Source organism: Janthinobacterium violaceinigrum, assembly GCF_009208555.1.
Classification (GTDB): domain Bacteria; phylum Pseudomonadota; class Gammaproteobacteria; order Burkholderiales; family Burkholderiaceae_D; genus Janthinobacterium; species Janthinobacterium violaceinigrum.
This window is the reverse complement of the sequence record NZ_WFLI01000016.1, coordinates 107,239-132,378: the sequence shown is the minus strand read 5'-3', so window position 1 is coordinate 132,378 and position 25,140 is coordinate 107,239. Positions and strand designations below refer to the sequence as shown.

23 protein-coding genes are annotated in these 25,140 nt (G+C 61.5%); 4 read left to right on the top strand and 19 right to left on the bottom strand.

Annotation, left to right across the window (positions count from 1 at the left end):
* Both GCN75_RS15485 and GCN75_RS15480 read right to left on the bottom strand, forming a co-directional pair.
* Positions 1-3,397, bottom strand: a 3,397-nt coding sequence (locus GCN75_RS15485; protein WP_152283279.1) for a two-partner secretion domain-containing protein, incomplete at its 3' end; no start/stop codon positions are given.
* A 71-nt stretch (positions 3,398-3,468) separates the two neighbouring features.
* Positions 3,469-5,241 (bottom strand): ShlB/FhaC/HecB family hemolysin secretion/activation protein, encoded by a 1,773-nt coding sequence (locus GCN75_RS15480; protein ID WP_152283278.1) that lies wholly within the window; start codon positions 5,239-5,241, stop codon positions 3,469-3,471.
* A 455-nt stretch (positions 5,242-5,696) separates the two neighbouring features.
* Between GCN75_RS15480 and GCN75_RS15475 the strand changes: the two genes are divergently transcribed.
* Together GCN75_RS15475 and GCN75_RS15470 are read left to right on the top strand one after the other, a co-directional pair.
* Positions 5,697-6,245, top strand: a complete 549-nt coding sequence (locus GCN75_RS15475) for a DUF4291 domain-containing protein (RefSeq protein WP_152283277.1) — start codon at positions 5,697-5,699, stop codon at positions 6,243-6,245.
* Between the two features lie 379 nt (positions 6,246-6,624).
* A complete protein-coding gene (locus GCN75_RS15470) occupies positions 6,625-7,062 on the top strand; it encodes a helix-turn-helix domain-containing protein (RefSeq protein WP_152283276.1) in 438 nt (145 codons plus the stop codon).
* Between the two features lie 8 nt (positions 7,063-7,070).
* On the opposite strand, the gene GCN75_RS15465 is transcribed toward GCN75_RS15470, so the two are convergent.
* The 5 genes from GCN75_RS15465 to GCN75_RS15445 all read right to left on the bottom strand — a co-directional run bounded on the left by GCN75_RS15465 (position 7,071) and on the right by GCN75_RS15445 (position 11,338).
* A complete protein-coding gene (locus GCN75_RS15465; protein WP_152283275.1) occupies positions 7,071-7,274 on the bottom strand; it encodes a hypothetical protein in 204 nt (67 codons plus the stop codon).
* Between the two features lie 70 nt (positions 7,275-7,344).
* The gene (gene guaA, locus GCN75_RS15460) at positions 7,345-8,955 is read right to left on the bottom strand and encodes a glutamine-hydrolyzing GMP synthase (protein WP_152283274.1); all 1,611 of its coding nucleotides are present in this window, start codon (positions 8,953-8,955) and stop codon (positions 7,345-7,347) included.
* A 66-nt stretch (positions 8,956-9,021) separates the two neighbouring features.
* Entirely contained in the window at positions 9,022-10,482 is a 1,461-nt protein-coding gene (gene guaB, locus GCN75_RS15455) for an IMP dehydrogenase (RefSeq protein ID WP_071077665.1), read from the bottom strand.
* Positions 10,483-10,617: 135 nt separating this feature from the next.
* On the bottom strand, positions 10,618-10,914 hold the full coding sequence (locus GCN75_RS15450) for an RnfH family protein (RefSeq protein ID WP_152283273.1): 297 nt from the start codon (positions 10,912-10,914) through the stop codon (positions 10,618-10,620).
* Positions 10,907-11,338: a type II toxin-antitoxin system RatA family toxin gene (locus GCN75_RS15445; RefSeq protein WP_034752216.1), complete on the bottom strand. Its 432-nt coding sequence runs from the start codon at positions 11,336-11,338 to the stop codon at positions 10,907-10,909. Before GCN75_RS15445 ends, GCN75_RS15450 begins: the two co-directional genes overlap by 8 nt.
* Before the next feature lie 93 nt (positions 11,339-11,431).
* On the opposite strand from GCN75_RS15445, the gene smpB reads away from it, so the two are divergent.
* Positions 11,432-11,881, top strand: coding sequence for an SsrA-binding protein SmpB (smpB, locus tag GCN75_RS15440; protein WP_034784131.1), 450 nt, complete (start codon positions 11,432-11,434; stop codon positions 11,879-11,881).
* Positions 11,882-12,204: 323 nt separating this feature from the next.
* Here smpB and GCN75_RS15435 read toward each other — a convergent pair whose 3' ends face one another.
* From GCN75_RS15435 to ppsA, 5 genes are all read right to left on the bottom strand, one after another.
* On the bottom strand, positions 12,205-12,513 hold the full coding sequence (locus tag GCN75_RS15435) for an H-NS histone family protein (protein WP_010397665.1): 309 nt from the start codon (positions 12,511-12,513) through the stop codon (positions 12,205-12,207).
* Positions 12,514-13,155: 642 nt separating this feature from the next.
* Positions 13,156-14,100, bottom strand: a complete 945-nt coding sequence (locus GCN75_RS15430) for an SPFH domain-containing protein (RefSeq protein WP_034752220.1) — start codon at positions 14,098-14,100, stop codon at positions 13,156-13,158.
* Positions 14,101-14,115: 15 nt separating this feature from the next.
* A complete protein-coding gene (locus tag GCN75_RS15425) occupies positions 14,116-14,532 on the bottom strand; it encodes an NfeD family protein (protein WP_152283272.1) in 417 nt (138 codons plus the stop codon).
* A 177-nt stretch (positions 14,533-14,709) separates the two neighbouring features.
* Positions 14,710-15,207, bottom strand: a complete 498-nt coding sequence (locus GCN75_RS15420) for a Dps family protein (RefSeq protein WP_152255343.1) — start codon at positions 15,205-15,207, stop codon at positions 14,710-14,712.
* A 166-nt stretch (positions 15,208-15,373) separates the two neighbouring features.
* The gene (gene ppsA, locus GCN75_RS15415; RefSeq protein ID WP_077409088.1) at positions 15,374-17,806 is read right to left on the bottom strand and encodes a phosphoenolpyruvate synthase; all 2,433 of its coding nucleotides are present in this window, start codon (positions 17,804-17,806) and stop codon (positions 15,374-15,376) included.
* 152 nt (positions 17,807-17,958) lie between these two features.
* Between ppsA and ppsR the strand changes: the two genes are divergently transcribed.
* A complete protein-coding gene (gene ppsR, locus GCN75_RS15410; protein WP_010397654.1) occupies positions 17,959-18,807 on the top strand; it encodes a posphoenolpyruvate synthetase regulatory kinase/phosphorylase PpsR in 849 nt (282 codons plus the stop codon).
* A gap of 112 nt (positions 18,808-18,919) precedes the next feature.
* On the opposite strand, the gene GCN75_RS15405 is transcribed toward ppsR, so the two are convergent.
* The 7 genes from GCN75_RS15405 to lpxD are packed head-to-tail and all read right to left on the bottom strand — an operon-like array spanning position 18,920 to position 25,118.
* The gene (locus tag GCN75_RS15405; RefSeq protein WP_152283271.1) at positions 18,920-20,134 is read right to left on the bottom strand and encodes an aminotransferase class V-fold PLP-dependent enzyme; all 1,215 of its coding nucleotides are present in this window, start codon (positions 20,132-20,134) and stop codon (positions 18,920-18,922) included.
* 22 nt (positions 20,135-20,156) lie between these two features.
* On the bottom strand, positions 20,157-20,942 hold the full coding sequence (locus GCN75_RS15400) for a TrmH family RNA methyltransferase (RefSeq protein ID WP_152283270.1): 786 nt from the start codon (positions 20,940-20,942) through the stop codon (positions 20,157-20,159).
* Entirely contained in the window at positions 20,939-21,577 is a 639-nt protein-coding gene (gene rnhB / locus GCN75_RS15395) for a ribonuclease HII (RefSeq protein ID WP_152283269.1), read from the bottom strand. Before rnhB ends, GCN75_RS15400 begins: the two co-directional genes overlap by 4 nt.
* Positions 21,578-21,621: 44 nt before the next feature.
* Positions 21,622-22,797: a lipid-A-disaccharide synthase gene (lpxB, locus tag GCN75_RS15390; RefSeq protein ID WP_152283268.1), complete on the bottom strand. Its 1,176-nt coding sequence runs from the start codon at positions 22,795-22,797 to the stop codon at positions 21,622-21,624.
* Positions 22,781-23,572, bottom strand: a complete 792-nt coding sequence (gene lpxA / locus GCN75_RS15385; RefSeq protein ID WP_152283267.1) for an acyl-ACP--UDP-N-acetylglucosamine O-acyltransferase — start codon at positions 23,570-23,572, stop codon at positions 22,781-22,783. The genes lpxB and lpxA overlap by 17 nt, the downstream gene beginning before the upstream one ends.
* Positions 23,572-24,066 (bottom strand): 3-hydroxyacyl-ACP dehydratase FabZ, encoded by a 495-nt coding sequence (gene fabZ, locus GCN75_RS15380; protein WP_071077748.1) that lies wholly within the window; start codon positions 24,064-24,066, stop codon positions 23,572-23,574. Before fabZ ends, lpxA begins: the two co-directional genes overlap by 1 nt.
* A complete protein-coding gene (gene lpxD / locus GCN75_RS15375; RefSeq protein WP_152283266.1) occupies positions 24,063-25,118 on the bottom strand; it encodes a UDP-3-O-(3-hydroxymyristoyl)glucosamine N-acyltransferase in 1,056 nt (351 codons plus the stop codon). Before lpxD ends, fabZ begins: the two co-directional genes overlap by 4 nt.
* Between the last annotated feature and the right edge of the window lie 22 nt (positions 25,119-25,140).

Sequence of the window (25,140 nt, the reverse complement as noted above, 5' to 3'; positions counted from 1 at the left end):
CGTTGTTCAGGTCACCGCTCACTTTGGCCGTCAGGTCCGTACCGGCGCTCACTGTCCCCTGCTGGTTCAGCAAGGATGCCGCATCCAGACGCAACATGTCCGCCTGCAACACGCCGCGCGTGTTGTCGATATTCACACCGCCCACATGCAAATCGGCAGTCGCTGCCATCACCCCATCGGTATTATTCAGTGTGCTTTTGCTGACGATGTCGGCCGACGCAGCCGAGGTAATACGGCCCTTGCTGTTGTCCAGTACGCCCGCCTGCACCTGCACGCTGCCATTGCCCGCAATGCTGCCGCGCGTATTGTCCAGCGCCTGCGCCACGTCCACGCGCATTTGTCCTGATCCCGTCTGCTGCACGGTGCCATCGCGGTTGTCCAGATTGCCGGCCTGCACGGTGACCTGCTGCCCGGACGTGACGGCATGGCGGTGATCGATCGTCTCCGCCTGGATATCCACCAGGCCATTGCCCGTTATCTTGCCCCGTTCGTCATCGAAACGCGTTGCTTCAATGTGCAAGCTGCCCGTGCCCGCGTGTTCGATGCTGCCGTCGCGGTTAGTCAGCTGTTCCGCCGTCAGCGCCAGGTTGGCGCTGTTGACGGCAATGCGGCCGCCCGTGTTGTCCAGGGTGCTGCCTTGCAAGGTGGTATCGCCAGTCCCCGTCTGGATCAACGTGCCGCCGCGGTTGTCCAGCGATCCCGTTTTCAGGTCCAGCTGGCCCGCGCTCAAGGTGCCGCGCACGTTCGACAGCGCCTGGCTGCTGCCGGCCGCCGTCATGGACAGCAAACCCGTGGTCGTCACCAGTGCGCCATCGGTGACGATATGGCCAGTACCGGCATGCAACTCAATGGCCGCGCCGCCCGTCTGGCTGCCGCTCAGGTCAATGGCAGCAGCGTGCATGCTCGTCTTGCCAGCCGCCAGGTTCTGGCCGTGGGCCGCTATCGCTTGCGTGGCCGTCAGTTGCAACTGGCCACTGCCGGCCAGGCTGCCGTCGGCGCGGATGCCGGCGCCCAGCAGGCTGCCGGCCGCGCTGTCGATACGGCGGGCATCGATGCGGTTATCGCCCTGCGCGGCGATCACGCCGCTGTTGCTGACGGCGCCGCTCACTTGCAGCGCCTGGCTGCCGGCCGCATACAGGTTGCCGCTGTTGAGCATTTCGCTGGCTTGGGTGGCCAGGTTGCCGCCGGCAAAGACGCTGCCGGCCGTATTATTCAGCTTTGCCACAGACAGACTGGCATCGCCCGCCAGCGCCTGGATCTGGCCGCGCGTATTGTCCACGTCGCCACTATCCAGGCGCAGCTTGCCGCCGGCTGCCAGGGTCGCTTCCGTGTTGTCCAGCACGCCCGTCGACAGCACCACATCCGTGCCCGAGACGATGCGGCCCTTCTGGTTTTGCACGCTGGCCGCCTGTACGCTCAAAGCGCCATTGCTTTCCAGCGCACCGCTGCGGTTGTCCAAGCCGTTGCGCACCTGCACGCCGGTCGCTCCCTGGCCGCTCTGTGCCAGGCTGCCACCCCGGTTATCGAGGCTGCCTGCATCGATGTTCAATTGCCCAGCTACCGTGCGGGCATCGCGGTGGTCGACCTGTTCCCCACGCAGCGCCATGGCGCCATTGCTGACGATGCTGCCGCGCTGCAAGTTGACTTGGGTTGCGCCAATCTCCAACGCGCCCGTGCCCGCATGCTGGATGTGCCCATCCTGGTTGCTCAGACTGGCCGCTTGCAGGCGCAAGGCCTGGCTATTCGTGGCGATGACGCCGCGCGTATTGTCCAGGCTTCCGGGCAATTGAATCGCCAGGTCGCCGGCACCCAGCTGCGTGAGCTGGCCGCCCACGTTCGACAGGTCGTGCGCGTTCACGCCCAGTTGCTGGCCCGTCAGTTGCGCTGCATCGCTGCGCACGGTGCGCGCCGCGTCCAGCTGCAAGCGTTCGCGCGCGCTGACCTGCGCCCGGCTGGCGTCGAGATCGCCCGCGCTGGCGCCCAGGCCCACATTCGCGCCCGACACTTGCGCCCCAGTCAAATCGAGCTGGCGTGCCGACAGGCTGCTGTCGCCGCCTGCCACGGCCGTGCCGTGCACGGCCACCACATCGCCTGCCGTCACGTTCAGCTTGCCGCTAGCCGTCAAGGTGTTGTCCAGGTTCAGGCCTGCGGCCAGCACGGAACCCGCCGCCCCGTCGATGCGCGCCTCCGCGCCCGTGGCGTGCACCTCGACATTGTTCTGCGCGCCGATCACGCCGCTGTTGGCAATATTGCCCTGCGCCTGCACCTGGCTGTCGCCGCCCGCATACACGGTACCGCTGTTGGCCACGTCGCCCGTCACCGCAATGCTCGTCTGGCTGCCGCTGCCGGCTGACTGGATGTTGCCGCTATTACTCAACCAGCCATTCGATTGCAGCACCAGGTTGCCGGCCGTGGCCGCCAACACGCCCGCGTTGCGCACGCCCAGGCCCGCTTCCGTGCCGATCAGGGTGATCTTGCCCGCGTACATGCCGCCCAGCTGTGCCACGTCCAGCGCATATGCCGGGGCCGGCCCTACGCCAGCCGCGGCGCCCGCCACGCCATGCGCCGCATCGATCTGGTTAGTACCTGTGACGACTTTCAATTCCTGCGCCCAGATGCCGCCGTTGATCTGTGCAGCGCGCGCCAGGATGGCCGTGTAGTCGCTCAGCGACGTGTCCAGCCCACGGCCGTTGATGGTCACGACCCCACGCTGCACCATGTAGCCATCCAGGCTGCCATCGTTGAGCATCGGCGTGCCCGTCGTCAGCACGACCCGGCTGGCATTGATGAAACCGCCGCCATCGACGCTCACGCCGGCCGGATTGGCGATGACGACTTCGGCCCGCTGCCCCGCTACCTCGACATAGCCGCGCAGCTGGCTGGGGTTGGCCGAATTGACTTCGTTGAGAATGACGCGCGCGCTGCCGCCCGCCAGCCATGGATTGCCTTGCACCCAGCCGCCCGTCTGCGTCTGCACATTGCCGCGGCTGTTGTTGAGGATGGCGCCATTCGCCGTCACGTCGAACTGGCTGTAGGTGTTGCGCGATACACCTGCCGCGCTCGGCGTCTGGATATTGACTTGCGTCACGCCGTTCGCGCTTTGCACCACCGTCGGACGCTGGCGGCCCGGCGCGTTCGGATCGGCCACGATCTGTCCCATGGCCGGCCCCGCCACAAAGCTCACCATGCCCAGCGCGGCAAATATTGCCAAGGCCAGCGGCCGCAACTTGCCATTCACACTGAAACTTAGCCCGCCACCGCCATCGCCTTCAAACACGCCGCTGTCCAGGCCGCCTTCGCCCTTGGCCGCCTTGCCTTGCGAACTAGCATTTTCGGCGACGACCATCAGTTGGCCACGGCGTTTATTAAAGATGATGCGGTACAGGTTCTTGTTCATGAAATGTCCTAATGACAATTAAATGATGCGATAGAGAGAAGAGAACGGCTGATTAGTCGCGGTGTCTCAGATTAATAGCTGGCGTTCAGGCTGAAGCCGGCCGTATGGCTGGCCGTACGGAACAGCTCGGGCTTGCGCACGGGCCAGCCGACAAAGGCGTCGTACTGCACGCCCAGCCACTGGCCGCGCAAGCCCACGAAGGCACCTGTCAAATTGGTGGCGATCAGCCAGGCCGCGGATGGTCCGGCCACTTCGCCATGGTCGAGTCCCGCATACGCTTCCTGGCCGCTGCTGCCCAGCGGCACGCCGACTTCATTGCGCAGCAGCCAGCCCCGTTCGGCCGACAGGCTGCTTTCGCCGTCATAGCCGCGCACGGTATACCGCCCGCCGATGGCAAAACGGTCCTGCGGCACCAGCGGCGTGCGGTTGTGCTGCATGCGCCAGCTGCCGGAATAGCGCAGCGGCTGGCCGGCCAGCGTGAACGGGGCTGCCAGGGCTGCGTCGGCCAGCAGCAGCTTGAAGCGCGACGTGCCCTCGCCAAACGCTTCCTCGGGCGCGGCCAGCGCATCCATCGCGCCCGTGCCACGCCGGTACTGCAGATTCAAGTCCAGGGTGGCCTGGCCCAGGAATTCGCGGTGGCCAAGCCCCAGTTCCCAGCCCGCCATGCGGCGGCGCTGCACTTCCACTTCCGTGTCGTCAATGAAGTTTTGCGCGGAACGCTGCCAGCCCCGTAGCGACACCGTGGTCTTGCGCGAGGCGTCGCGGTACACCAGGCGCGACAACTTGACTTCGCGGTTCTGGCTGGCGCCGCTGTAGTTGTAGTCCTGGCTGATGCCGGCCACGGACTGGTGGTAGCGGCTGTCGCTGGCTGTAAACGCCAGCAGCCAGTAAGCATAGGGAATCGAATAGTGGGCCACCATGCCGCCCGTGCCGCGCGGACCCTGGCGGTTGCCGTCGACGTTCTGGTTCAGGCTCAGATAAAACAGGTCGTTCAGGGTCAGCCAGTGGTCGTACGACAAGGTCACGCTGCCCTGCAGCTTGCCCGTCGAGCGCGAGCCGCCATCGTCAAGGCCCAGCGCCAGGCGGAATGGCAAGCCCTGCTTCCACTGGATCTGCAGGTCGCTCTCGCCCGGCTTCGCATTGCCGCCCTCGGCCGGCATAATCTGGATATCGGCTTCGGCCGTCGGCACGCGCTTGAGGTTCTCCAGCGCCTGCTCCGTGTCGCGCACGTTGAGCAAGTCGCCGGGCCGTGCCGGCACGGCATTCCACCAGGTGGCGCGGGGATTGGTGCCGGGCGCAAAGCCGATCTGGCGGATGCGCCCCGGTATCAAGGTCAGGGTTAAGGTGCCCTTGCTTAAATCCTGCGGTTCGGCCAGCACCCGCGTAGTGACAAAGCCGCGCGCGATGATGGCGTTCTGCATGCGCCCCATCAGCACATTGATGGCTGGCGTACCCAGGCAGCGTCCCAGCGCAGAGTCCGGCGCGCCCAGGTCATCGCGGCTGGCGGCGGCCAGCGCCCATTGAAATAATTCGGCATCCTCGCCCCGCAATTGCAGGTGGTCGATGGTAAAGCATGGCGATTCGCCTGCGGGCAGGCGGTTGGCGGCCGCGGCCGCGGGCGCCTCGAGCAGGCGCACGTCGGGCGTGCGCTCCTGCTGCTGGCGCAGGAGGCGCTCGCGTTCTTGCTGGCGTATCAGTTCTTGGCTGGCATCGTCGCGCTGGCTGCTGCTAGGCGGAATGGGAAGGGGCGGCGCGATTTCAGGACGGGTCTGCGCGGACACGGCGGCACACAAGGTGCCGCTAAACAAAAATACACCGCACCATGGCGTCAAGCGCAGGTGCATATGTTGCCTTACGTAATTATTTTCTCAAGTAGATTATAAAATAATTATTTCCGCATGGCAATTTTATTTATTTCTTGAGAACTTTACGTCTTTAGTAACTGCCATTCAACTATCCAATTACCACTAGTAAAACAGGTGGGCAGGCGATGGTGATGCGTACCGTATTAACCAAGATCGCGTCAGAATGCCCCCTGCCTTCCCGCCGTCTTGATCGGCAAGCTATGCACCCCGCGCATGCAGCGGGACAAGGCCAAGGTCGTGTAAGATTTACGAAGCTGACCACGCCCCACTTTCGCCAGTCAGGCCAGTCGTCTTGCCACCCTCCTCGTGGGTCCACCGGTATGGGCTATCCACCGGTGACGGATGGCTGGCAGAAGGATTGCTTAGGCCACGCACAGGAGTCAGCATCATGTTCAAACTCGCCGGGATTCTCCCTGGCTTCAACCAAGGTAACAATGCAACAAGATGATCAGCGCCCAACATCAGCCATCCCTGAACGTCAGATCAGGGCCACCTACGACGAATCAACCATCCGTGTCTATCAAGACTATCCGGATGCGATCGCGGATGGAGCATTGACGAACGGTACATTTACTTCGCCCCCATTCAAGATGGAACGCATGACCTGGATTAAACCGTCTTTCTTATGGATGATGTATCGCGCGGGCTGGGGATTCAAAGACGCTGCTCAGCAACGCATACTGGCGATCGATATCAGCAGAGCGGGATTTGAATGGGCACTGGAGCACGGTTGCCTGAGCCACGCGGATGCATCCATGAGCAAGGACGAATGGTCGGCGAAGAAAGAGGCATCGCCCGTGCGCATCCAATGGGACCCGGAGCGGGATCTGCTGTTGCGGCCGCAAGCTCACAGAGCCATTCAGATCGGCCTCAGCAAAAAGGCGGTAGAACTTTACGTACATCAATGGATAACCAGGGTGGCGGATGTGACGCCGCTGGCCCACGCAATCCATGCGCTGCTCGCCCAAGAGAAGTTTGAGTAAGCAAAGCACATGCTTCCGCAAGAAAAACCGTATTCGTCAGTATTTCATCCATCCTGAGCGCTGACATCCAGGACCTGAGAGCGGGGTGAAGCAAGATAGCTCATGCAACGCAGGCCGCCTCTTGGCAAGCTCAACTGCGCCCAACGCCCTCCCCTGCGGGGCAGGGTCAGTTCCGGCACTCGTATACGATCTCGACCTTGCCCGGGCCGACCGGAAGGAATACGAAACCAGGGATGCCGCCATGCCGCTCCCGGACGGTAAAATCATTGCTGTTGACCAGGCTGTGGCTGGAAAAACGCTCTCGTTCCTTTCATCACTGTGGAGACAGCTGCGTCACAGCCGGTCATTCACGAACGTTGTATATTGAAAGGCAATATGTATGTCTGGCAACACCCATGTTTCTGAGCGCCTCAAAAGCTGCCGCGAGAATCTTCATATCTCACAAGTGCAGCTTGCCGAACGGGCGGGCATCAATCCCACGCAACTGTATCGCTATGAATCAGGCAAAGCCACACTGCTTATGGATGCGGCAGAGAAGATTGCCGCGGCCCTCGGCGTCAGCACCGCCTGGCTTGTGCATGGGACATTGCCCATCGCCAGAGCGACGCAAATCGACCCGCCAGTGCCGGCCGGAGGGGCGCTGATCCTGCATTTTCTGGAACTTCCCCCCATGCTTGCCTCCGCCGTGAAGCGCCTGTCCATGCAAAATGGCAGCACCGTAGAATTAGAGCTGCTGCACCTCGCGCGTCAAGGCCTCGAAGCCATCCACAAAAAAGCCGCAGATTGCGCCGAGGCCGCAAGCAAGAGCGAGAAATAGCCGGATCACTACCTTGCTGAAAAATCGCGGTAGATGGAGTGGTGCAGTTCACGGGGAACGACGCGCAGCGTGATCCATGCGCTGACCTGTGTAGTCAAAAAACTGCCTGATGGCTGGGTGGAGTCATTGACCTGGGATCGCGGTGCAGACGTCAATGCACGCATTGCCTTGGCGCGACGGATCAACCACACGCACATCAAAAAAATGGCCATTGATAATTCTTTTTGAATTATCAACGGCCATCAATTTTTCACTTTAAATCAAGCAGCTAAAGCGAACCCATCACTCCCATTCGATGGTCGCAGGCGGCTTGCCCGAGATATCGTAGACCACGCGGTTGATGCCGCGCACTTCGTTGATGATGCGGTTCGAGACCTTGCCCAGCAAGCTGTGCGGCAAGTGTGCCCAGTGGGCCGTCATGAAGTCCTGCGTCTGCACCGCACGCAGGGCCACCACGTATTCATAGGTGCGGCCATCGCCCATCACGCCCACCGATTTGACGGGCAGGAAGACGGCGAAAGCCTGGCTGGTCGCTTCGTACCAGTTCGCTGGCAGCGCATCCGGATCGACGGCCTGGCCGGCGACGAATTCATAAGGCGTGTTGCGCAGCTCTTCGATGAAGATGGCATCGGCGCGGCGCAGCAGGTCGGCGTAGTCTTTCTTGACTTCGCCGAGGATACGCACGCCCAGGCCGGGGCCCGGGAACGGGTGGCGGTAGACCATGTCATGCGGCAAGCCGAGCGCGACGCCGAGCTTGCGCACTTCATCCTTGAACAGTTCGCGCAGCGGTTCGAGCAGCTTGAGCTTCATGGTATCCGGCAAGCCGCCCACGTTGTGGTGGCTCTTGATGGTCTGGCCTTTTTTGCCCTTGCCCGCCGATTCGATGACGTCCGGATAAATCGTGCCTTGCGCCAGCCATTTGGCGTTGACCAGCTTGCCAGATTCGACCTGGAACACTTCGACGAATTCGCGGCCGATGATCTTGCGCTTCTGCTCGGGATCGGTGACGCCGGCCAGGTGGCCCATGAACTGGTCTTCCGCATCGACGCGGATGACTTTCACGCCCAGGTTCTTGGCGAACATGTCCATCACCATCTTGCCTTCGTCCAGGCGCAGCAGGCCGTGGTCGACGAACACGCAGGTCAGCTGGTCGCCGATGGCGCGGTGGATCAGCGCTGCCGCGACGGACGAATCGACGCCGCCGGACAGGCCCAGGATGACTTCATCCGTCCCCACTTGCGCGCGGATCTTTTCCACCGCTTCGCTGATGTAGTCGGGCATGTTCCAGTCCGACTTGCAGCCGCAGATTTCATGCACGAAGCGGCCGATCATGGCCTTGCCCTGCACCGTGTGCGTCACTTCCGGGTGGAATTGCACGCCGTAGAACTGGCGCTCTTCGTCGGCCATGGCGGCGATCGGGCAGCTCGGGGTATTGCCCATCAGCTTGAAGCCTGGCGGCATTTCCAGCACCTTGTCGCCATGGCTCATCCATACTTTCAGCATGCCATGGCCTTCGTCGGTGACGAAGTCGGCAATACCGTTGAGCAACTTGGTGTGGCTGCGGGCACGCACTTCTGCGTAGCCGAATTCGCGCACCAGGCCGTTTTCCACCTTGCCGCCCAGCTGGGCCGCCATGGTTTGCATGCCGTAGCAGATGCCCAGCACGGGCACGCCCAGTTCGAACACGGCTTGCGGCGCGCGCGGCGAATCGCCGTCCAGGGTGGAATTGTGGCTGCCCGACAGGATCACGCCGGCAGCACCGTAGTTGCGCACGAATTCGTCGCTGACGTCATACGGGAAGACTTCGGAAAACACGCCGGAATCGCGCACGCGGCGGGCGATCAACTGGGTGACTTGGGAACCGAAATCGAGAATGAGGATTTTAGAATGCATGATGGGGACTTTATCTGAGGTCATTACAAAACCGGCGCACTGGGCGCCGGTCTGGTCTGTCGCTATTTACTCGGAACGGTAATTCGGCGCTTCCTTGGTAATCTGCACATCATGGACATGCGACTCGCGCATGCCGGCCGAGGTGATTTCCACGAATTCCGCTTTTTCGCGCAATTCGTCGATGGTGGCGCAACCGCAGTAACCCATCGATTGACGCACGCCGCCCACCAGCTGGAAGATGATCGCCAGCACGCTGCCCTTGTAGGCGACGCGGCCTTCGATACCTTCCGGTACGAACTTGTCGGCCTTCATGGTGGCGTCCTGGAAATAACGGTCAGCCGAACCATCGGACATCGCGCCCAGCGAACCCATGCCGCGGTAGGACTTGTAGCTGCGGCCCTGGTACAGGATCACTTCGCCTGGCGCTTCTTCCGTGCCGGCAAACATGGAGCCCATCATGACGGTCGAGGCGCCAGCGGCCAGCGCTTTCGAAATATCGCCGGAGAAGCGGATGCCGCCGTCGGCGATACATGGCACGCCCGTGCCTTCCAGTGCTTCCGCCACGTTCGAGATGGCCGTGATTTGCGGCACGCCCACACCGGCGACGATACGCGTGGTGCAGATGGAGCCAGGACCGATGCCGACCTTGACGGCGTCGGCGCCGTATTCCACCAGCGCCTTGGCGGCAGCGGCGGTAGCGATGTTGCCGCCAATCACTTCCACTTGCGGATACTTGGTCTTGATCCAGCGTACGCGGTCGAGGATGCCTTGCGAGTGGCCGTGGGCCGTATCGACCACCAGCACGTCGACGCCGGCAGCGACCAGCAGGTCGATGCGCTCTTCATCCTTGGCGCCCACGCCGACGGCAGCGCCGACCAGCAGTTTGCCCTGGCTGTCTTTCGACGCGAACGGGTGCGAAGTCGACTTCTGGATATCCTTGACGGTGATCAGGCCGCGCAGTTCGAACGCGTCATTGACGACCAGCACGCGCTCGAGGCGGTGCTTATTCATCAGGCGCTTGGCTTCAGCCGTGTCCGCATCTTCGTTGACGACGACGAGTTTTTCGCGCGGGGTCATCTTGGCGGAGGCTTCCGCGTCGAGTTCCTTTTCAAAGCGCAAATCGCGGTTGGTAATGATGCCGACCACTTCCTTGCCCTTGACGACAGGGAAACCGCTGATGCCGTATTGCTCCGTCAGCGCGATCACGTCGCGGATTTTCATGTCCGGTGGAATCGTGATCGGATCGCGCAGCACGCCGGCTTCGAAACGTTTTACACGGGCCACTTCACGTGCCTGGTCCTTCGGATTCAAATTCTTGTGGATGATACCGATGCCGCCTTCCTGGGCCATCGCGATCGCCAGACGGGCTTCCGTCACCGTATCCATGGCTGCGGACAGCAAGGGAATATTCAGGGTGATATTGCGGGTCAGGCGAGTTTTGAGGGACGTATCGGCGGGCAGAACGTTGGAGTAGGCTGGGACGAGCAGCACGTCATCGAATGTGAGTGCTTTTTGAAGTAGACGCATAGCATTTCCTATTGGCGCAAAAGCAGATTATACAGAAAAAAGCGCCCTCCGTCCTTGCAGCATAGAAAAGATATTTGAAAATAGCAAAAAATGTCGCCTGCCAGGCAGGGGCCAGGCTGCTGCCGCCCTGCCCGTTCAACCCTTGGCAGGCTTGCTGCTGGCGCGGCGCCGGCGCGCCTCTTTCGGGTCCGCCTGCAGGGGCCGGTACACTTCCACCCGGTCATGCTCGTGCAAGACGGTATCGGGCGTCTTCTTCTTGCCATAGATGCCGACCATATTGATGGCCAGGTCGATGCCGGGGATGGCTTGCAGCAAGCCGCTCTGCGCCACGGCCTGCTCGATGGTCGTGCCCGCAGGCACCATCAAGGTGCGCAGGAAGCTGCTACCCGGCAAGGCGTGGCAGACTTGCACCTGGATGTCGGCCTCAGCCATACACCGTCTCCGCGCGCTTGCAGAAGGAATCGACCATGCTGTTGGCGATCATGCCGAAGACGGGACCGATGATCTGCTCAAGCACGCGGCTGGAAAACTCGTAGTGCAGATCCAGTTCGATCTTGCAGGCATCCTCACGCAAGGCCTTGAAGGTCCATACGCCATCGAGGGTCTTGAAAGGACCGTCCACCAGCTTCATCTTGATGGAGCTCGGCGGCACGTTCTCGTTGGACGTGGTGAAGCTTTGGCGCACGCCGTGGTAATGTATGCCCACGCTGGCGACAACCGTGTTCTCGCCCCGCTCGCGAATCTCGACCGCACCGCACCAGGGCAGGAATTTGGGATAATCTTCCACCGCCGCCACCAGCGCGAACATTTGTTCGGCGCTATAGCCGAGAAAAACTGATTTATGTACTACTGCCATTGAAGAACCATTTGCTATGATGTTGGATACATTTGATTTTATCGCGCTTGCGCGAGACAGTAGTTTAACCGACCCGCGCACATTTACCATCTCATGACCATAGCAGACAACAGAAAAGCCTTCCACGACTACTTTATCGAGGATCGCTACGAAGCGGGCATCGTGCTGGAAGGCTGGGAAGTCAAAGCCATCCGCGACGCCCGCGTACAAATCAAGGAAGCCTACGTTGTCGTCCGCGGCGACGAACTCTTCCTGTTCGGCGCGCATATCAGCGCCCTGCCGACCGCCTCCACCCATATCCACCCGGAAGCCGTACGCACGCGCAAGCTGCTGCTGCACCGCGCGGAAATGGATAAACTGATCGGCAAGGTGGAACGTTCCGGCTACACGCTGGTGCCGCTCAACCTGCACTACAAGGGCGGCCGCGTGAAATGCGAAATCGGCCTGGCCAAGGGCAAGAAACAGCACGACAAGCGGGCAGCAGAGCGCGACCGCGATGGCGCGCGCGAAGTGCAGGCAGCAATGAAGTCGCACCGCCGCTGATCCAGTACTGCGCGCAGCGTGCTGCGTCCTTAACAGCAAACCCGGCTATATGCCGGGTTTTATTTTGCCGATTGCCTGCGGCAAGCGGAAAGCGGAAAGCACAGCGCGACGGAATTAAAACAGGGAGGGGAAAATAGATAAGGCGGAAAAAGACTGGTATAGACAAAAATACCATGAAAATAAGCAGAGGTGAATCAGACTGGCCTGGCTGGCCAAGGACGACGAATAAAGAAAGTTCCGGATGCTTGCATGCTGCCTTGTACTACACCTGTACTACTTCACAGGACAAGCATCCGAATGAACGGTTTTTTAACCCTTCAGGATCAAACCTTCAGCAGATCACGCGACTTGCCCGAATCGGTCCACTCTTTGACCCATTTCGGTTGACGGCCACGGCCAGTCCACTGCTGCGTCGCATCATCCGGATTGCGATAACGTACAGCGACCGTGCCGGTTTTAGCGCGAATACCCGTGCCAACCAGATCTTTTACGGAAACGCCCACGCTCTGGGCAATCGCCAGGATTTGCTCGCGCGCTTTGGACAGATCGTCCTGTTCGCGTTTCTTCATTTGTTTCTTGATGTCGTCCTGCAAGGTGCGCAGTTCGGACAGGGATAAGCTGGACAGATCCATGATATTTCCTTGTGTGAGTTGAAAAATATAACTGAACAGTTAAATTCTATCCAATTGTAACGCGACTGAGGTGATTTTTCTTAAGATTTGATTGTTTTTTACAATTCTTTTACCAAAAACCCGACTCTCCCTGCTTTCAGACCCTGAAAATCGTCAATCCCGGGAACCGCCATCGCGCATGGACCGGCTGCGCAAGCGTCCCTGCTTTGTGCGGCTGGAATTCAATACAACGCCATCGGCAGCATTTATTCTGCAGTACTTTTTGTTTCATTGCAATTTATAGTAATTATAAATGGCAATTGAAAACACACATGGAGGCAATACTATCGCCAATTACGCATCCGCTGCCAAAATACCGCCCGGATATTCGTCGCGGCTATCGGCACAACCATCGCCACGCTGAGCAGCAGATTCTATTCCAATAGCAAAAACAAGCGCCGCACGACAGAGCATATAGACCCGAAAGTGCGCACAGCATAACATGAAGAAAAGATTTTCAACGTTACTGCTCCACGCGCAGATACTGCTGCCCTGGCAGCGCCATATATTCCAGCCAGCGCAAATGCAAACTGCCCGCCATAAGGCGGGCAGTATTGACAACAAACTTGCTACGGACTTGCTATTCACCAAGCCAGCAGACAATCAGGGAATAGCCACGCCGCCTTTCGGCTTCTGCGTTTTTACCACCTGCATCGCCGTGGCGATCAAACCGCTCATGTCGCCCAGATTGGCCGGCACGATAATCGAGTTATTCGTTTTCGCCAATTGCGCGAATGCGCCCACATACTGCTCGGCCACTTTCAGGTTGACGGCATCCTCGCCGCCCGGCTCGCGGATGGCGGCGCCCACCTGGCGCAGCGCTTCGGCACTGGCCTGCGCCAGCGCGACGATGGCCGTGGCCTGGCCTTCGGCGCGGTTGATCGATGCCTGCTTTTCACCTTCCGAGCGGGCAATCGCCGCTTCGCGCTCGCCGCTGGCGATATTGATCTGTTCCTGCTTGCGCCCTTCCGAGGCGGCAATCAGGGCACGCTTTTCGCGCTCGGCCGTAATCTGCGCCTGCATCGCATGCAGGATTTCCTTGGGCGGCGTCAAATCCTTGATTTCATAGCGCAATACCTTGACACCCCAATTCGCCGCCGATTCATCGATCGCATTCACGATGGCCGTATTGATATGGTCGCGCTCTTCAAATGTCTTGTCGAGTTCCATTTTACCGATCACCGAACGCAAGGTCGTTTGCGCCAGTTGCGTAATGGCGGCAATATAATTCGACGAACCATATGAAGCACGCATGGCGTCGGTAATCTGGAAATACAGAATGCCATCGACCTGCAATTGCGTATTGTCGCGCGTAATGCACACCTGCGGCGGCACGTCGAGCGGGATTTCCTTGAGCACGTGCTTGTAAGCGATGCGATCAACAAAAGGCACGACGATATTCAAGCCGGGACCCAATACCGCATGGAACTTGCCCAGCCGCTCTACCACCCAGGCATGCTGCTGCGGCACCACATTGACGGTCTTGAAGACAAATACCAATGCCAGCAATAACAAGATCAGCGACACGCTTCCGATGCTTACTTCCATAATCTACTCTCCAGGTTATCCAACAATCAAACGGCTGCCGCGCACGGCGCGGATGGTGTAATGCCCCGCCTGCGCATCGCTGCCGGGAATCAGTTCCACATCCCACAAGGCGCCGCGATACATGACGCGCGCAGCGCCATCGACCCAATGCGCGACTGCCACGCTTTGGCCGATATCGAGATTCACATTCGGGTCCTGCGCCGCATCGCGCCGCGCCGCCTTGCCGAAACGGCTGCGCCGCAGTAACAGCGTGGCCGCCACGCCGACAATGGCGGCCGTCAGGGCCTGCCAGCTGCCATTGCCGCCCGCCAGCGCCACCAATCCTCCGGCACCAATGCCGATGGCGATCATCAGCAGATAAAACGTGCCCGTAAACAGTTCCAGGATCAATACCGCGCCAGCCGCCACAAACCAGCCTACCCATTCAGCCATGATGCCTCCATCTTTATGAATCCGAAAATAAAAAACCCCGCAGCCTATATAAGCGACGGGGTTTAATGCGCAGTACTGCCTGATATTATTCTTGCCAAACACCTATATACAAGCAGTCTAACGCAATTCCTGATGGCGTCAATAGCCTGGGGCGAATTAGCGCCGCCAGCCCGGCAATTACTCTTCCAGCAGGCTGCGCAGCATCCACGCCGTCTTTTCATGCAGATCCAGGCGCTGCGTGATCAGGTCGGCCGTCGGCTGGTCATTGGCTTTTTCCAGCAGCGGGAACAGGCGGCGCGCCGTGCGCGCGGTCGCTTCCTGTGCCGCCACCAGGTGGCTGACCATGTCCAGCGCCGGCGGCACGCCGTCGATTTCCTTGATCGAGGCCAGCTTGACGAATTCCTTGTAGGTGCCCGGCGCCGGATAACCGAGGGCGCGGATGCGCTCGGCGATCAGGTCCAGCGCGCCCCACTGCTCCGTATATTGCGTCATGAACATCAGGTGCAGGGTGTTGAACATCGGCCCCTTGACGTTCCAGTGAAAGTTATGGGTCATCAGGTACAAGGTGTAGCTGTCGGCCAGCAGGCCGGACAGGCCTTCCGCGATCTTCGCGCGGTCCGCTTCGGAAATGCCGATGTCGATCTTTGCAGCTTTGCTCGGTTTCTTGCTTGCCATGAGAACTCCCGTTTCAATGTATTGGTGGAATCATTTTAGCTGATCTGGCGCAAAGCCATCGAATACAGGCGTGCGCCGCATGGTTATCGCCTCGCCGGCATGGCAGGCATAAAAAAACCCGCTGCCAGGTCAACGGCAGCGGGTTTTCAGGAAGCAAGCAGGACGCTTACGCTTTCAGCGCAGCGAGCTTCTGCCAGGTGTCGATCACCGAGTCAGGATTCAGGGACATCGACTCGATGCCCTGCTCCATCAGCCAGACGGCGAAGTCCGGATGGTCGGAAGGACCTTGGCCGCAAATGCCGATGTACTTGCCGCGTGCCAGGCAAGCCTTGATGGCCAGCGCCAGCAGGGCTTTCACGGCAGGATCGCGCTCGTCGAAGTCGGCCGCCAGCAATTCCATGCCGGAATCGCGGTCCAGGCCCAGGGTCAGCTGGGTCAGGTCGTTCGAACCGATCGAGAAGCCGTCGAAATGGTCGAGGAACTGGTCTGCCAGGATGGCGTTCGACGGCACTTCGCACATCATGATGACGCGCAGGTCGTTTTCGCCACGCTTCAAACCGTTCTTCGCCAGCAGGTCGATGACTTTCTCGGCCTGGCCCAGGGTGCGCACGAATGGCACCATGATTTCCACGTTGGTCAGGCCCATGTCGTTGCGCACGCGCTTCATCGCTTCGCATTCCATGTTGAACGCTTCGGAGAAGTCGGCCGACAGGTAGCGCGCCGCGCCGCGGAAGCCCAGCATCGGGTTTTCCTCGTCCGGCTCGTAGCGCGAACCGCCGATCAGCTTCTTGTACTCGTTCGACTTGAAGTCGGACAGGCGCACGATGACTTTTTTCGGCCAGAACGCGGCAGCGATGGTGGCGATGCCTTCGGCCAGCTTGTCGATATAGAACGCCTTTGGCGAAGCGTGGCCCCGCGCCACCGATTCCACGGCCTTTTTCAGGTCGGCATCGATGTTCGGGTATTCGAGGATCGCGCGCGGATGCACACCAATATTGTTATTGATGATGAATTCCAGGCGCGCCAGGCCCACGCCCGCATTCGGCACGGACTGGAAGTCGAACGCCAGCTGCGGATTGCCCACGTTGAGCATGATCTTGGTGTCGAGCTTCGGCAATTCGCCGCGCGACACTTCCGACACTTCCGTTTCCAGCAAGCCATCGTAGATCTTGCCCTCGTCGCCTTCGGAGCAGACCACGGTGACGAAGGTGCCGTCTTTCAGCACGTCGGTGGCGTTGCCGCAGCCGACGACGGCCGGCACGCCCAGCTCACGCGCGATAATTGCAGCGTGGCAAGTGCGGCCGCCACGGTTTGTGACGATGGCCGACGCGCGCTTCATGACCGGCTCCCAGTTCGGGTCCGTCATGTCGGCAACGAGGACATCGCCGGGCTGCACGCGTTCCATGTCGGCCGGGTCGTGAATCACGCGCACGGGGCCGGCGCCGATCTTCTGGCCGATGGCGCGGCCGGACGTCAGCACGGTGCCCGTGCTTTTCAGCTTGAAGCGTTCCTGCACGTCGGTCGCCTTTTGCTGCGACTTGACGGTCTCGGGACGCGCCTGCAGGATGTACAGCTTGCCGTCGCGGCCATCCTTGCCCCACTCGATGTCCATCGGACGGCCGTAGTGGTTCTCGATGATGACGGCGTACTTTGCCAGTTCCACCACCTCGCTGTCGTTCAGCGAGTAGCGGTTGCGCATTTCAACGGGCACGTCGACGGTTTTCACGGAACGGCCGGCTTTCGCTTCGTTCGTGAATTCCATTTTCAGCAGCTTCGAGCCGATATTGCGGCGGATCACGGGCGACTTGCCCTTTTCCAGCATCGGCTTGTGCACATAGAATTCGTCGGGATTGACGGCGCCCTGCACCACGGTCTCGCCCAGGCCGTAGCTGGAAGTGACGAAGACCACATCCTTGAAGCCCGATTCGGTATCGATGGTAAACATCACGCCGGCCGCGCCCAGGTCGGAACGCACCATGCGCTGCACGCCGGCCGACAAGGCCACTTCAGCGTGCGTGAAACCCTTGTGCACGCGGTACGAGATGGCGCGGTCGTTGTACAGCGACGCGAACACCTGTTTCATGGCCTCGAGCACGTTGTCGATGCCGACCACGTTCAGGAAGGTTTCTTGCTGGCCGGCAAAAGAAGCGTCGGGCAAATCTTCCGCCGTAGCCGACGAGCGCACGGCAAACGACATTTCCGTGTCGGAATCGGCCACCAGCTTGGCGTAGAACTGGTCGATTTCGGCAGCCAGGCGTGGCTGGAATGGCGTTTCCACGATCCATTGACGGATCTCGGCACCGGCTTGCGCCAGCGAACGCACGTCATCGATGTTCAGCCCTTCGAGGCGCTGGGCGATGCGTTCGGCCAGCGGCAGGCCGCCGTTGGCGCTGTACGACAGGAAATCGCGGAAGGCCTGCGCCGTGGTGGCAAAGCCGCCAGGCACGCGTACGCCGGCTTCCGCCAGCTGGCTGATCATTTCGCCCAGGGAGGCGTTCTTGCCGCCGACGGATTCGACATCCGTCATGCGCAAATGCTCGAACGAGGCAACATACACCGCGTCCTTGTCTTCCTGCTGTTGCGATACTGCGTTGGTCATAATGACACCCTTACTGATGATAGAAATCTTTACGCGAGGCGCACAGACAGTCTTCTTGTTATTCTTGGCGTCGTGCAGCACAATCATACCGTTGCAGCCATTTTACCTTGTGCGGCGCAAATTGACGACGCACAATCTTGATCCGAAAACCCATGACACAAGATCCACGCCCCCCTCTGCCCTCCGCGGCCCGCACCGTCTTCTTCGTTTCCGACGGCACCGGCATCACCGCCGAGACGTTCGGCCACTCGGTGCTGACGCAGTTCGATCTGCGCTTCCGCCAGATCCGCCTGCCCTTCATCGATACCATGGACAAGGCCTACGAGGCGGCGCGCAAGATCAATGAAGCATTCGCCGCCGATGGCCAGCGCCCGATCATCTTCTCCACGCTGGTGAAGAACGACCTGTCGGCCGTGATCCGCAAGTCCAGCGGCATGCACATGGACCTGATCCAGACCTTTGTCGCCCCGCTGGAGCAGGAACTGGGCGTGATGTCGACCCACACCATCGGCCGCTCGCACAATATCGTCGACAGCGAGGAGTACAAGAACCGCATCGAGGCGATCAACTATTCGCTGGCGCACGACGACGGCCAGTCGCACAAGAACCTGTCCTCGGCCGATGTCATTCTGGTCGGTGTTTCCCGCTCTGGCAAGACCCCGACCAGCCTGTATCTGGCCATGCAATATGGCATCAAGGCGGCCAATTATCCGCTGATTCCCGACGATTTCGAGCGCGACAAGCTGCCTTCGGCCTTGCTGGAATTTAAGAATAAAATTTTTGGATTGAGCATTACGCCCGAACGTTTGTCGGAAATACGCAACGAAAGACGCGCTGGAAGCAAGTATGCGGCCATCGAAAATTGCCGTTACGAGGTCAACGAGGCGGAAAAAATGATGAAACGCGAGGGCATCCGCTGGCTCTCCTCGACCACCAAGTCGATCGAAGAGATCTCCACGACGATCCTGCAGGAGATCAAGCCGAACCGCCGCGAGTACTAGAACGCTTGACCAAACCTGCTGCGCGTCGGTATAGGCGGCTTGCGATACTCACCGCACCAGAAGTACGGTTGCGCTTCTCGGCCACCTCTCCCTTCCGCTCGCTACGGTTTTATCAGGCGTCCGTTTCGCTCGAAAGCACCATCAGCGCGGCGACCAGCTGATCGAGTTCGCTGGTCTGCGTCGTGATGGCCACCGTGGCGCGCACGACGTCGGTATCGCCGATATTGCGCTCCACCGTGAAGATGCCAAAGCGCCGCAGCAAGGCTTGCTGCAGCGCGCGCGCGTCCAGGCCATCGACGGCAAAGGCCACCAGCGCCGTGCCCCGCTTCGCATCGAGCGGCGACAGCAGCCGCACGCCGGGCAGCTGCGCGGCGCGGCTGACCCAGTACGTGCGCAGCCAGGCCAGGCGTTCCGTCTTGGCCGGCGTGCCGCCCAGGCGCGCATGGAAGTCCAGTGCGGCTGGCGCGGCCAGGATGGCGCCGATCGGCGGCATGCCCATGTGCAGGCGGCCGCGGATATCCGTTGGCGCATAATCATCGTCGCCAAAATACGGTTCGATCTTGTGCAGCTGCGATGCGCGGATGTACACGACACCCAGTCCCGCCGGCGCCCCCAGCCATTTGTGCAGATTGAACCCGGCGAAATCGACGCCCATGGCCTGCACGTCCACATCGACCTGTCCCAGCGCATGGGCGCTGTCGAGCAGCACGTCGATGCCGTGTTCGCGCGCCAGCGCCATGATTTCCTGCACCGGCAGCTGCTGGCCGTTGGCCGGCGTCACCTGCGACAGCAGCAGCAATCTGGGCTTGACGGCCTGGCGCATGGCTTGCGCGTAGCTGGCGACGATCTCGTCATCGCTGATGGGCAAGCGCAATGCCACTTGCGTGCTGGTGACGCCACGGCGCTGCGCCAGCCAGCGCATCGCCGTGCGCATGGCAGGATAGTCGAGATTACTCCACAGCACGGTATCGCCGGGCGCCAGGCCATGGTACTGCGTGATCAGCACCTGCATGGACTCGGTGCCGCTGCGCGTCAGCAGGATCTCGTGCGGTTCGGCACGGATCAGTTCAGCGACACGCTGGCGCAGAATATCCACATGCGTGCGCGTGAATTCGCCGCGCACGAAAGGACTCAGCTGCTCATTCGTGTAGCGCACGGCCTGTTCGAAGGCCGCTTGCACGGGGGCGGCCATGGCGCCGAAATAGCCGTGCTCGAGATTGACGAGGGCGTCCGGCGGCGCGGGATAGAACGCGGCGGCCTGGCGCCACCAGGCCTCGTCACGCGTGGCACCGTCGGCGAGCAACGGCAGAACTGGATGGTCAGGCATGGCGGACTTGGCTTTCAACGTGTCAGGACTGGCCCTGGCGCAGCTGTTCGAAGAAGCACACGGCGGCGCAGGCGGCCACGTTCAGCGATTCGATCTGGCCCAGGTGGGGAATGACCACCTGGTGCGTGGCCATCGACAGCAGGTCGTCGGCCACGCCCTGCCCTTCATGGCCGAACAGCCAGGCCACGGGCTGGCGCAGGTCGACGTCGTACAAGCGCTGCGTGGCATAGCCGCTGGTGGCCAGGGTCGCCACCTTCGCGCCGGAAACCAGCGCGGCCAGGTCGACATTCTCAAAGATGTCGAGCACGAAGTGCGCGCCCATCGCCGCGCGCAGCACCTTCGGCGACCAGCAGAAAGCCGTGCCGGCGCTGCAGTACACCTGCGTGATGCCGGCGGCGGCCGCGCTGCGCAGGATGGAACCCACGTTGCCCGGGTCCTGCAGGTTATCGAGCAGCACGGCCGACACGCTCAGCGCCTCTGTGACGGCCCGTTCCGGCGTCTCGATGAGGAACATCACGCCCACGCCGTGTTCCACCTGGCTCACCGCGTTGTACAGCGCGTCGGGCAAGCCCAATACGTGCGCGCGCTGGCTTTCCAGCTGGCCGACGATGTCCGCCACTTCCGGGTTCTGCAAGGCGCTTTCGCTGACGATGCATTGTTCCGGCATGCCGCGCAGCTGCAGGTAGGACTGGCACAGGTGCACGCCATCGAGCAGGGTGCGGCCCGACTTGCGGCGCGCCTGCGAACTGCCCGCCAGCTTCAGCAAATCCTTGTATTGCGCATTGTCGCGCGAAGTGATCGTCTTCATGCCACCACCTCCTGCGCGCCGAACAGCGCAATGACGTTGCGCACGGGCGCGAACGAGCGGCGGTGCACGGGCGAGGCGCCGTGCAGGTGCAGCCGCTCCAGGTGCAGCTTGGTGCCATAGCCCTTGTGCTGGTCGAAGCAGTACTCGGGATAGGCCGCATGCAGGTGCACGAGGGCCGCGTCGCGCGCCGTCTTGGCCAGGATGGAGGCGGCGGAAATCGAATCGACCTTGTCGTCGCCGCCGATGATGGCCATGCCGCGTACCGGCATCACGGGGCAGCGGTTGCCATCGATCAGGGCCAGGGTCGGCACGGTCGCCAAGGCCTCAACGGCGCGGCGCATGGCCAGCATCGATGCCTGCAGGATGTTCAGGCGGTCGATTTCCTCTTCCGACGCTTCGGCAATGGCCCAGGCCAGGGCCTTGGCCTTGATCTGCGGCGCCAGCAGGTCGCGTTTGGCTTCGGTGAGCTTTTTCGAATCGCGCAAGCCGTCGATGGGCTGGTTCGGGTCGAGGATCACGGCGGCGGCGAAGACGGGGCCGGCCAGCGGACCGCGCCCTGCCTCGTCGACGCCGCAAACGATTTCGTCGGGCGAGAATGGCAAGTCGTCAAACAGGCCGGGATAGATATTTTTCACGTTGAATCTTTGGTTGGTACGGCGGTTGAAGCGGTGATCGGGAGTTACTTGCGGTTGGCGGCGATGACCTGCATGACCGCGTTGGCGCTCTCGCGCGCACTGTCGCGCAGCAGGCTGTGATGCATGTCCGTGAAGCGCTGCACCAGGCGCAGGCGCCCGGGCACGTCGCTCAGCTGCTGCCACATGGCCTCGGCCAGCGCTTCGGGGCTGGCCGCATTCTGCAGCAGCTCGGGCACCAGGTAGTCGCGCGCCAGGATGTTCGGCAAGCCTATCCACGGCTGGTAGCCCATGTGGCGCATGATTTCCCACGAGGCGCGCATCATCTTGTAGGCGATGACCATGGGCTTCTTGTACAGCGCCACTTCCAGCGACGCCGTGCCGGACGCCACCAGCACCGCATCGGCGGCGCAGATGGCCGTGTGCGAGCCGCCATCGGTCAGCAATATCTCGACGTCCTGCAGGCCCGCTTCGCGGATCAGTTGCAAAAAGTACTGGCGCTGCTTCTCGCCGGCCATGGGCGCGACGAAACGCAGGGAGCGGTCGCGCGCCAGCAGCAGCTTGCAGGCAGCCACGAATGCCACCGCATTGTATTTGAGTTCGCCCATGCGGCTGCCCGGCATCAGGGTCACCACGTTGGCGTCTTCCGGCAAGCCCAGGGTGCGGCGCGCGGCCGCCTCGTCGGGCTGCAGGGGTATCATTTCGGCCAGCGGATGGCCCACATAGGTGACGGGCACGCCCGCCTTGCGGTAGATCTCTTCCTCGAACGGGAAGATCACCAGCATGTGCGAGACGGCCTTGATGATTTTCTTGATGCGTCCGCCGCGCCAGGCCCAGATCTGCGGCCCGATGTAATGCACGGTGGGGATGCCGCCTTGCTTCAGCTGCTGCTCCAGCCCCAGGTTGAAGCCCGGGTAGTCGGCGCCGATGAAGACGGCGGGCCGCTCGGCCAGCAACTGGTCGCGCAGCGCGTTCTGGATGCCCTTGATTTCGCGGTAGCGGGGAATGATCTCGAACAGGCCCCGTACCGTCAGCTTGTCCATCGGCCAGTCGGAAACAAAGCCCTGTTTGGCCATGTGCTCGCCGCCGATGCCGTGGAAGCGCGCGCCGGGCAGCTGCGGCACGAGGCCGGACAGCAGCCGGCTGGCCAGCAGGTCGCCCGACACCTCGCCGGCGACGATGGCGACCGACAGGCCGCTGGCCTGGTCAGCGGACGATGCCACGCGACGCCACGCCAAGGAATTCGCGCATGGCGCGAATGTGTTCCGCCACTTCGGGCGACGACGCCGCTTCTTCTTCGAACAGGGCTGCCTTGGATTCTTCCAGGGTCAGGCCGGAACGGTAGATGATTTTATACGCGGCGCGGATGCCGTTGATCTGCTCGCGCGTAAAGCCGCGGCGCTTCAGGCCTTCGATATTCACGCCATGCGCTTGCGCCGGGTTGCCGTTCAACAGCACGAACGGCGGCACGTCCTGCGTCAGGCTGGTGCTCATGCCGACAAAGGCGTGTGCGCCGATCTTGCAGAACTGGTGCACATTGGCGAAGCCGCTCATGATGACCCAGTCACCGATTTCCACGTGGCCCGCCAGCTGCGCATTGTTCGAGAAAATCGTGTTGTTGCCCACCAGGCAGTCGTGCGCCAGGTGCACATACGCCGAAATCCAGTTGTCATTGCCCAGGCGCGTCACGCCGCCGCCCTGCACGGTTCCCGTGTTGAAGGTGCAGAATTCGCGGATGGTATTGCGGTCGCCGATTTCCAGGCGCGTCGCCTCGCCCGCCCATTTCTTATCCTGCGGCTGCGCGCCGATGGAGGAAAACTGGAACAGGTGGTTGTCGCTGCCGATCGTCGTATGGCCGTCGATGACCACATGCGGACCGACCCTGGTGCCGGCGGCGATGCGCACGTGCGGACCGATGATGGTGTACGGACCCACCTCGACCGAGCTGTCGAGCTCGGCCTTCGGATCGATGACTGCCGTGGAGTGGATGGCCGCCATTACTGCCCCGCTGGCTGGCTCGCAGACTGGCTCGCATCCTGCGCGCTGCGGATGGTGCACATCAATTCCGCTTCCAGCGCCACTTTGCCGTCGACGGAACCGACTGCCTTGTATTTCCAGATGCCGCGCGAGACGCGCAGGATTTCCACGTCCATCTTCAGCTGGTCGCCCGGTTCGACAGGACGCTTGAAGCGCGCATTGTCGATGCCGACGAAGTACACCACCGAATTCTCGTCCGGTTTCACGCCCATCGACAGGAACGACAGCAAGGCCGCCGTCTGCGCCAGCGCTTCGATCATCAGCACGCCCGGCATGACCGGCTTGTGCGGGAAGTGACCCTGGAAGAACTCTTCGTTCACCGTCACGTTCTTGATGGCGGTGATGGTCTTGTTCGCTTCCCAGTCCAGTACGCGGTCAACCAGCAGCAGCGGATAGCGGTGCGGCAGCAGCGATTTGATGGCCAGGATGTCGAGGGTCTTTTTTTCAGTAGTCATTTTTCGTCTTGCGTGGTCAGTGTTTTAATTGTTTTTTCAAGCGTGCGTATCTTCTCGCGCATGCTTGACAGGTTGCGCACGATGGCGGCGCTCTTTTCCCAGTCGGCGTTCTTGGCCAGCGGATAAAAACCCGTATACTGGCCCGGTTCCGCGATCGAACGCGAGACCATGCTGCCCGAGCCCACGTGGACGCGGTCGGCGATCGTCAAATGGCCCAGCACCATGGCGGCGCCGCCAAAGGTGCAGTACTTGCCGATGATGGCGCTGCCGGCCACGCCGACGCAGCCGGCCATGGCCGTGTGCGCGCCGATATGGCAGTTGTGGCCGATCTGGATCTGGTTATCGAGCTTGACGCCGTCTTCGATGATGGTGTCGGCCAGTGCGCCGCGGTCGATGGTGGTGTTGGCGCCGATATCGACATCGTCACCGATCACCACCCTGCCCGTCTGCGGGATCTTGATGTACACGCCGCCCTCGTTGGCGAAGCCGAATCCGTCGGTGCCGATCACGGCGCCCGAATGGATGATGCCGCGCTGGCCGATCACGCAGCGCGCATGGAACGTCACGTTGGCCAGCAGTTGCGTGCCCGCGCCGATGACGGCATCGCGGCCCACCACGCAGCCAGGGCCGATGACGCAGCCGGCGCCAATCACGGCGCCCGCTTCGATCACCGCGTGCACACCGATGGAGGCGCTGGCGTCGACTTGCGCGCTGGCGTCCACAAAGGCGCTCGGATGGATGCCGGCCGGGGCCTTCATCTCGTGCAGGGCGGCAAAATACTGCGCCGCGCGCGCGAAATAGACATAGGGATTCGGTGTGACGATGCGCGCGCCCGCGTACTCGGCGCCGATCAGCGCGTCGTCGGCCGGCGTGAGGATCAGCGCGGCGGCGCCGCTCTGGGCGGCCTGTGCGCGGAATTTACTATTGCTGAGAAAGCTGATGTGCGAAGCGCCGGCGTCGGCCAGCGGTGCGATCCCTGTCACTTCCAGGTTGGGATCTCCCGCCAATTGCCCACCGAAGCGTTCGACCAAGTCTCCTAGTCGAGTGCCCATCTGATTACCTTTATAAATACGC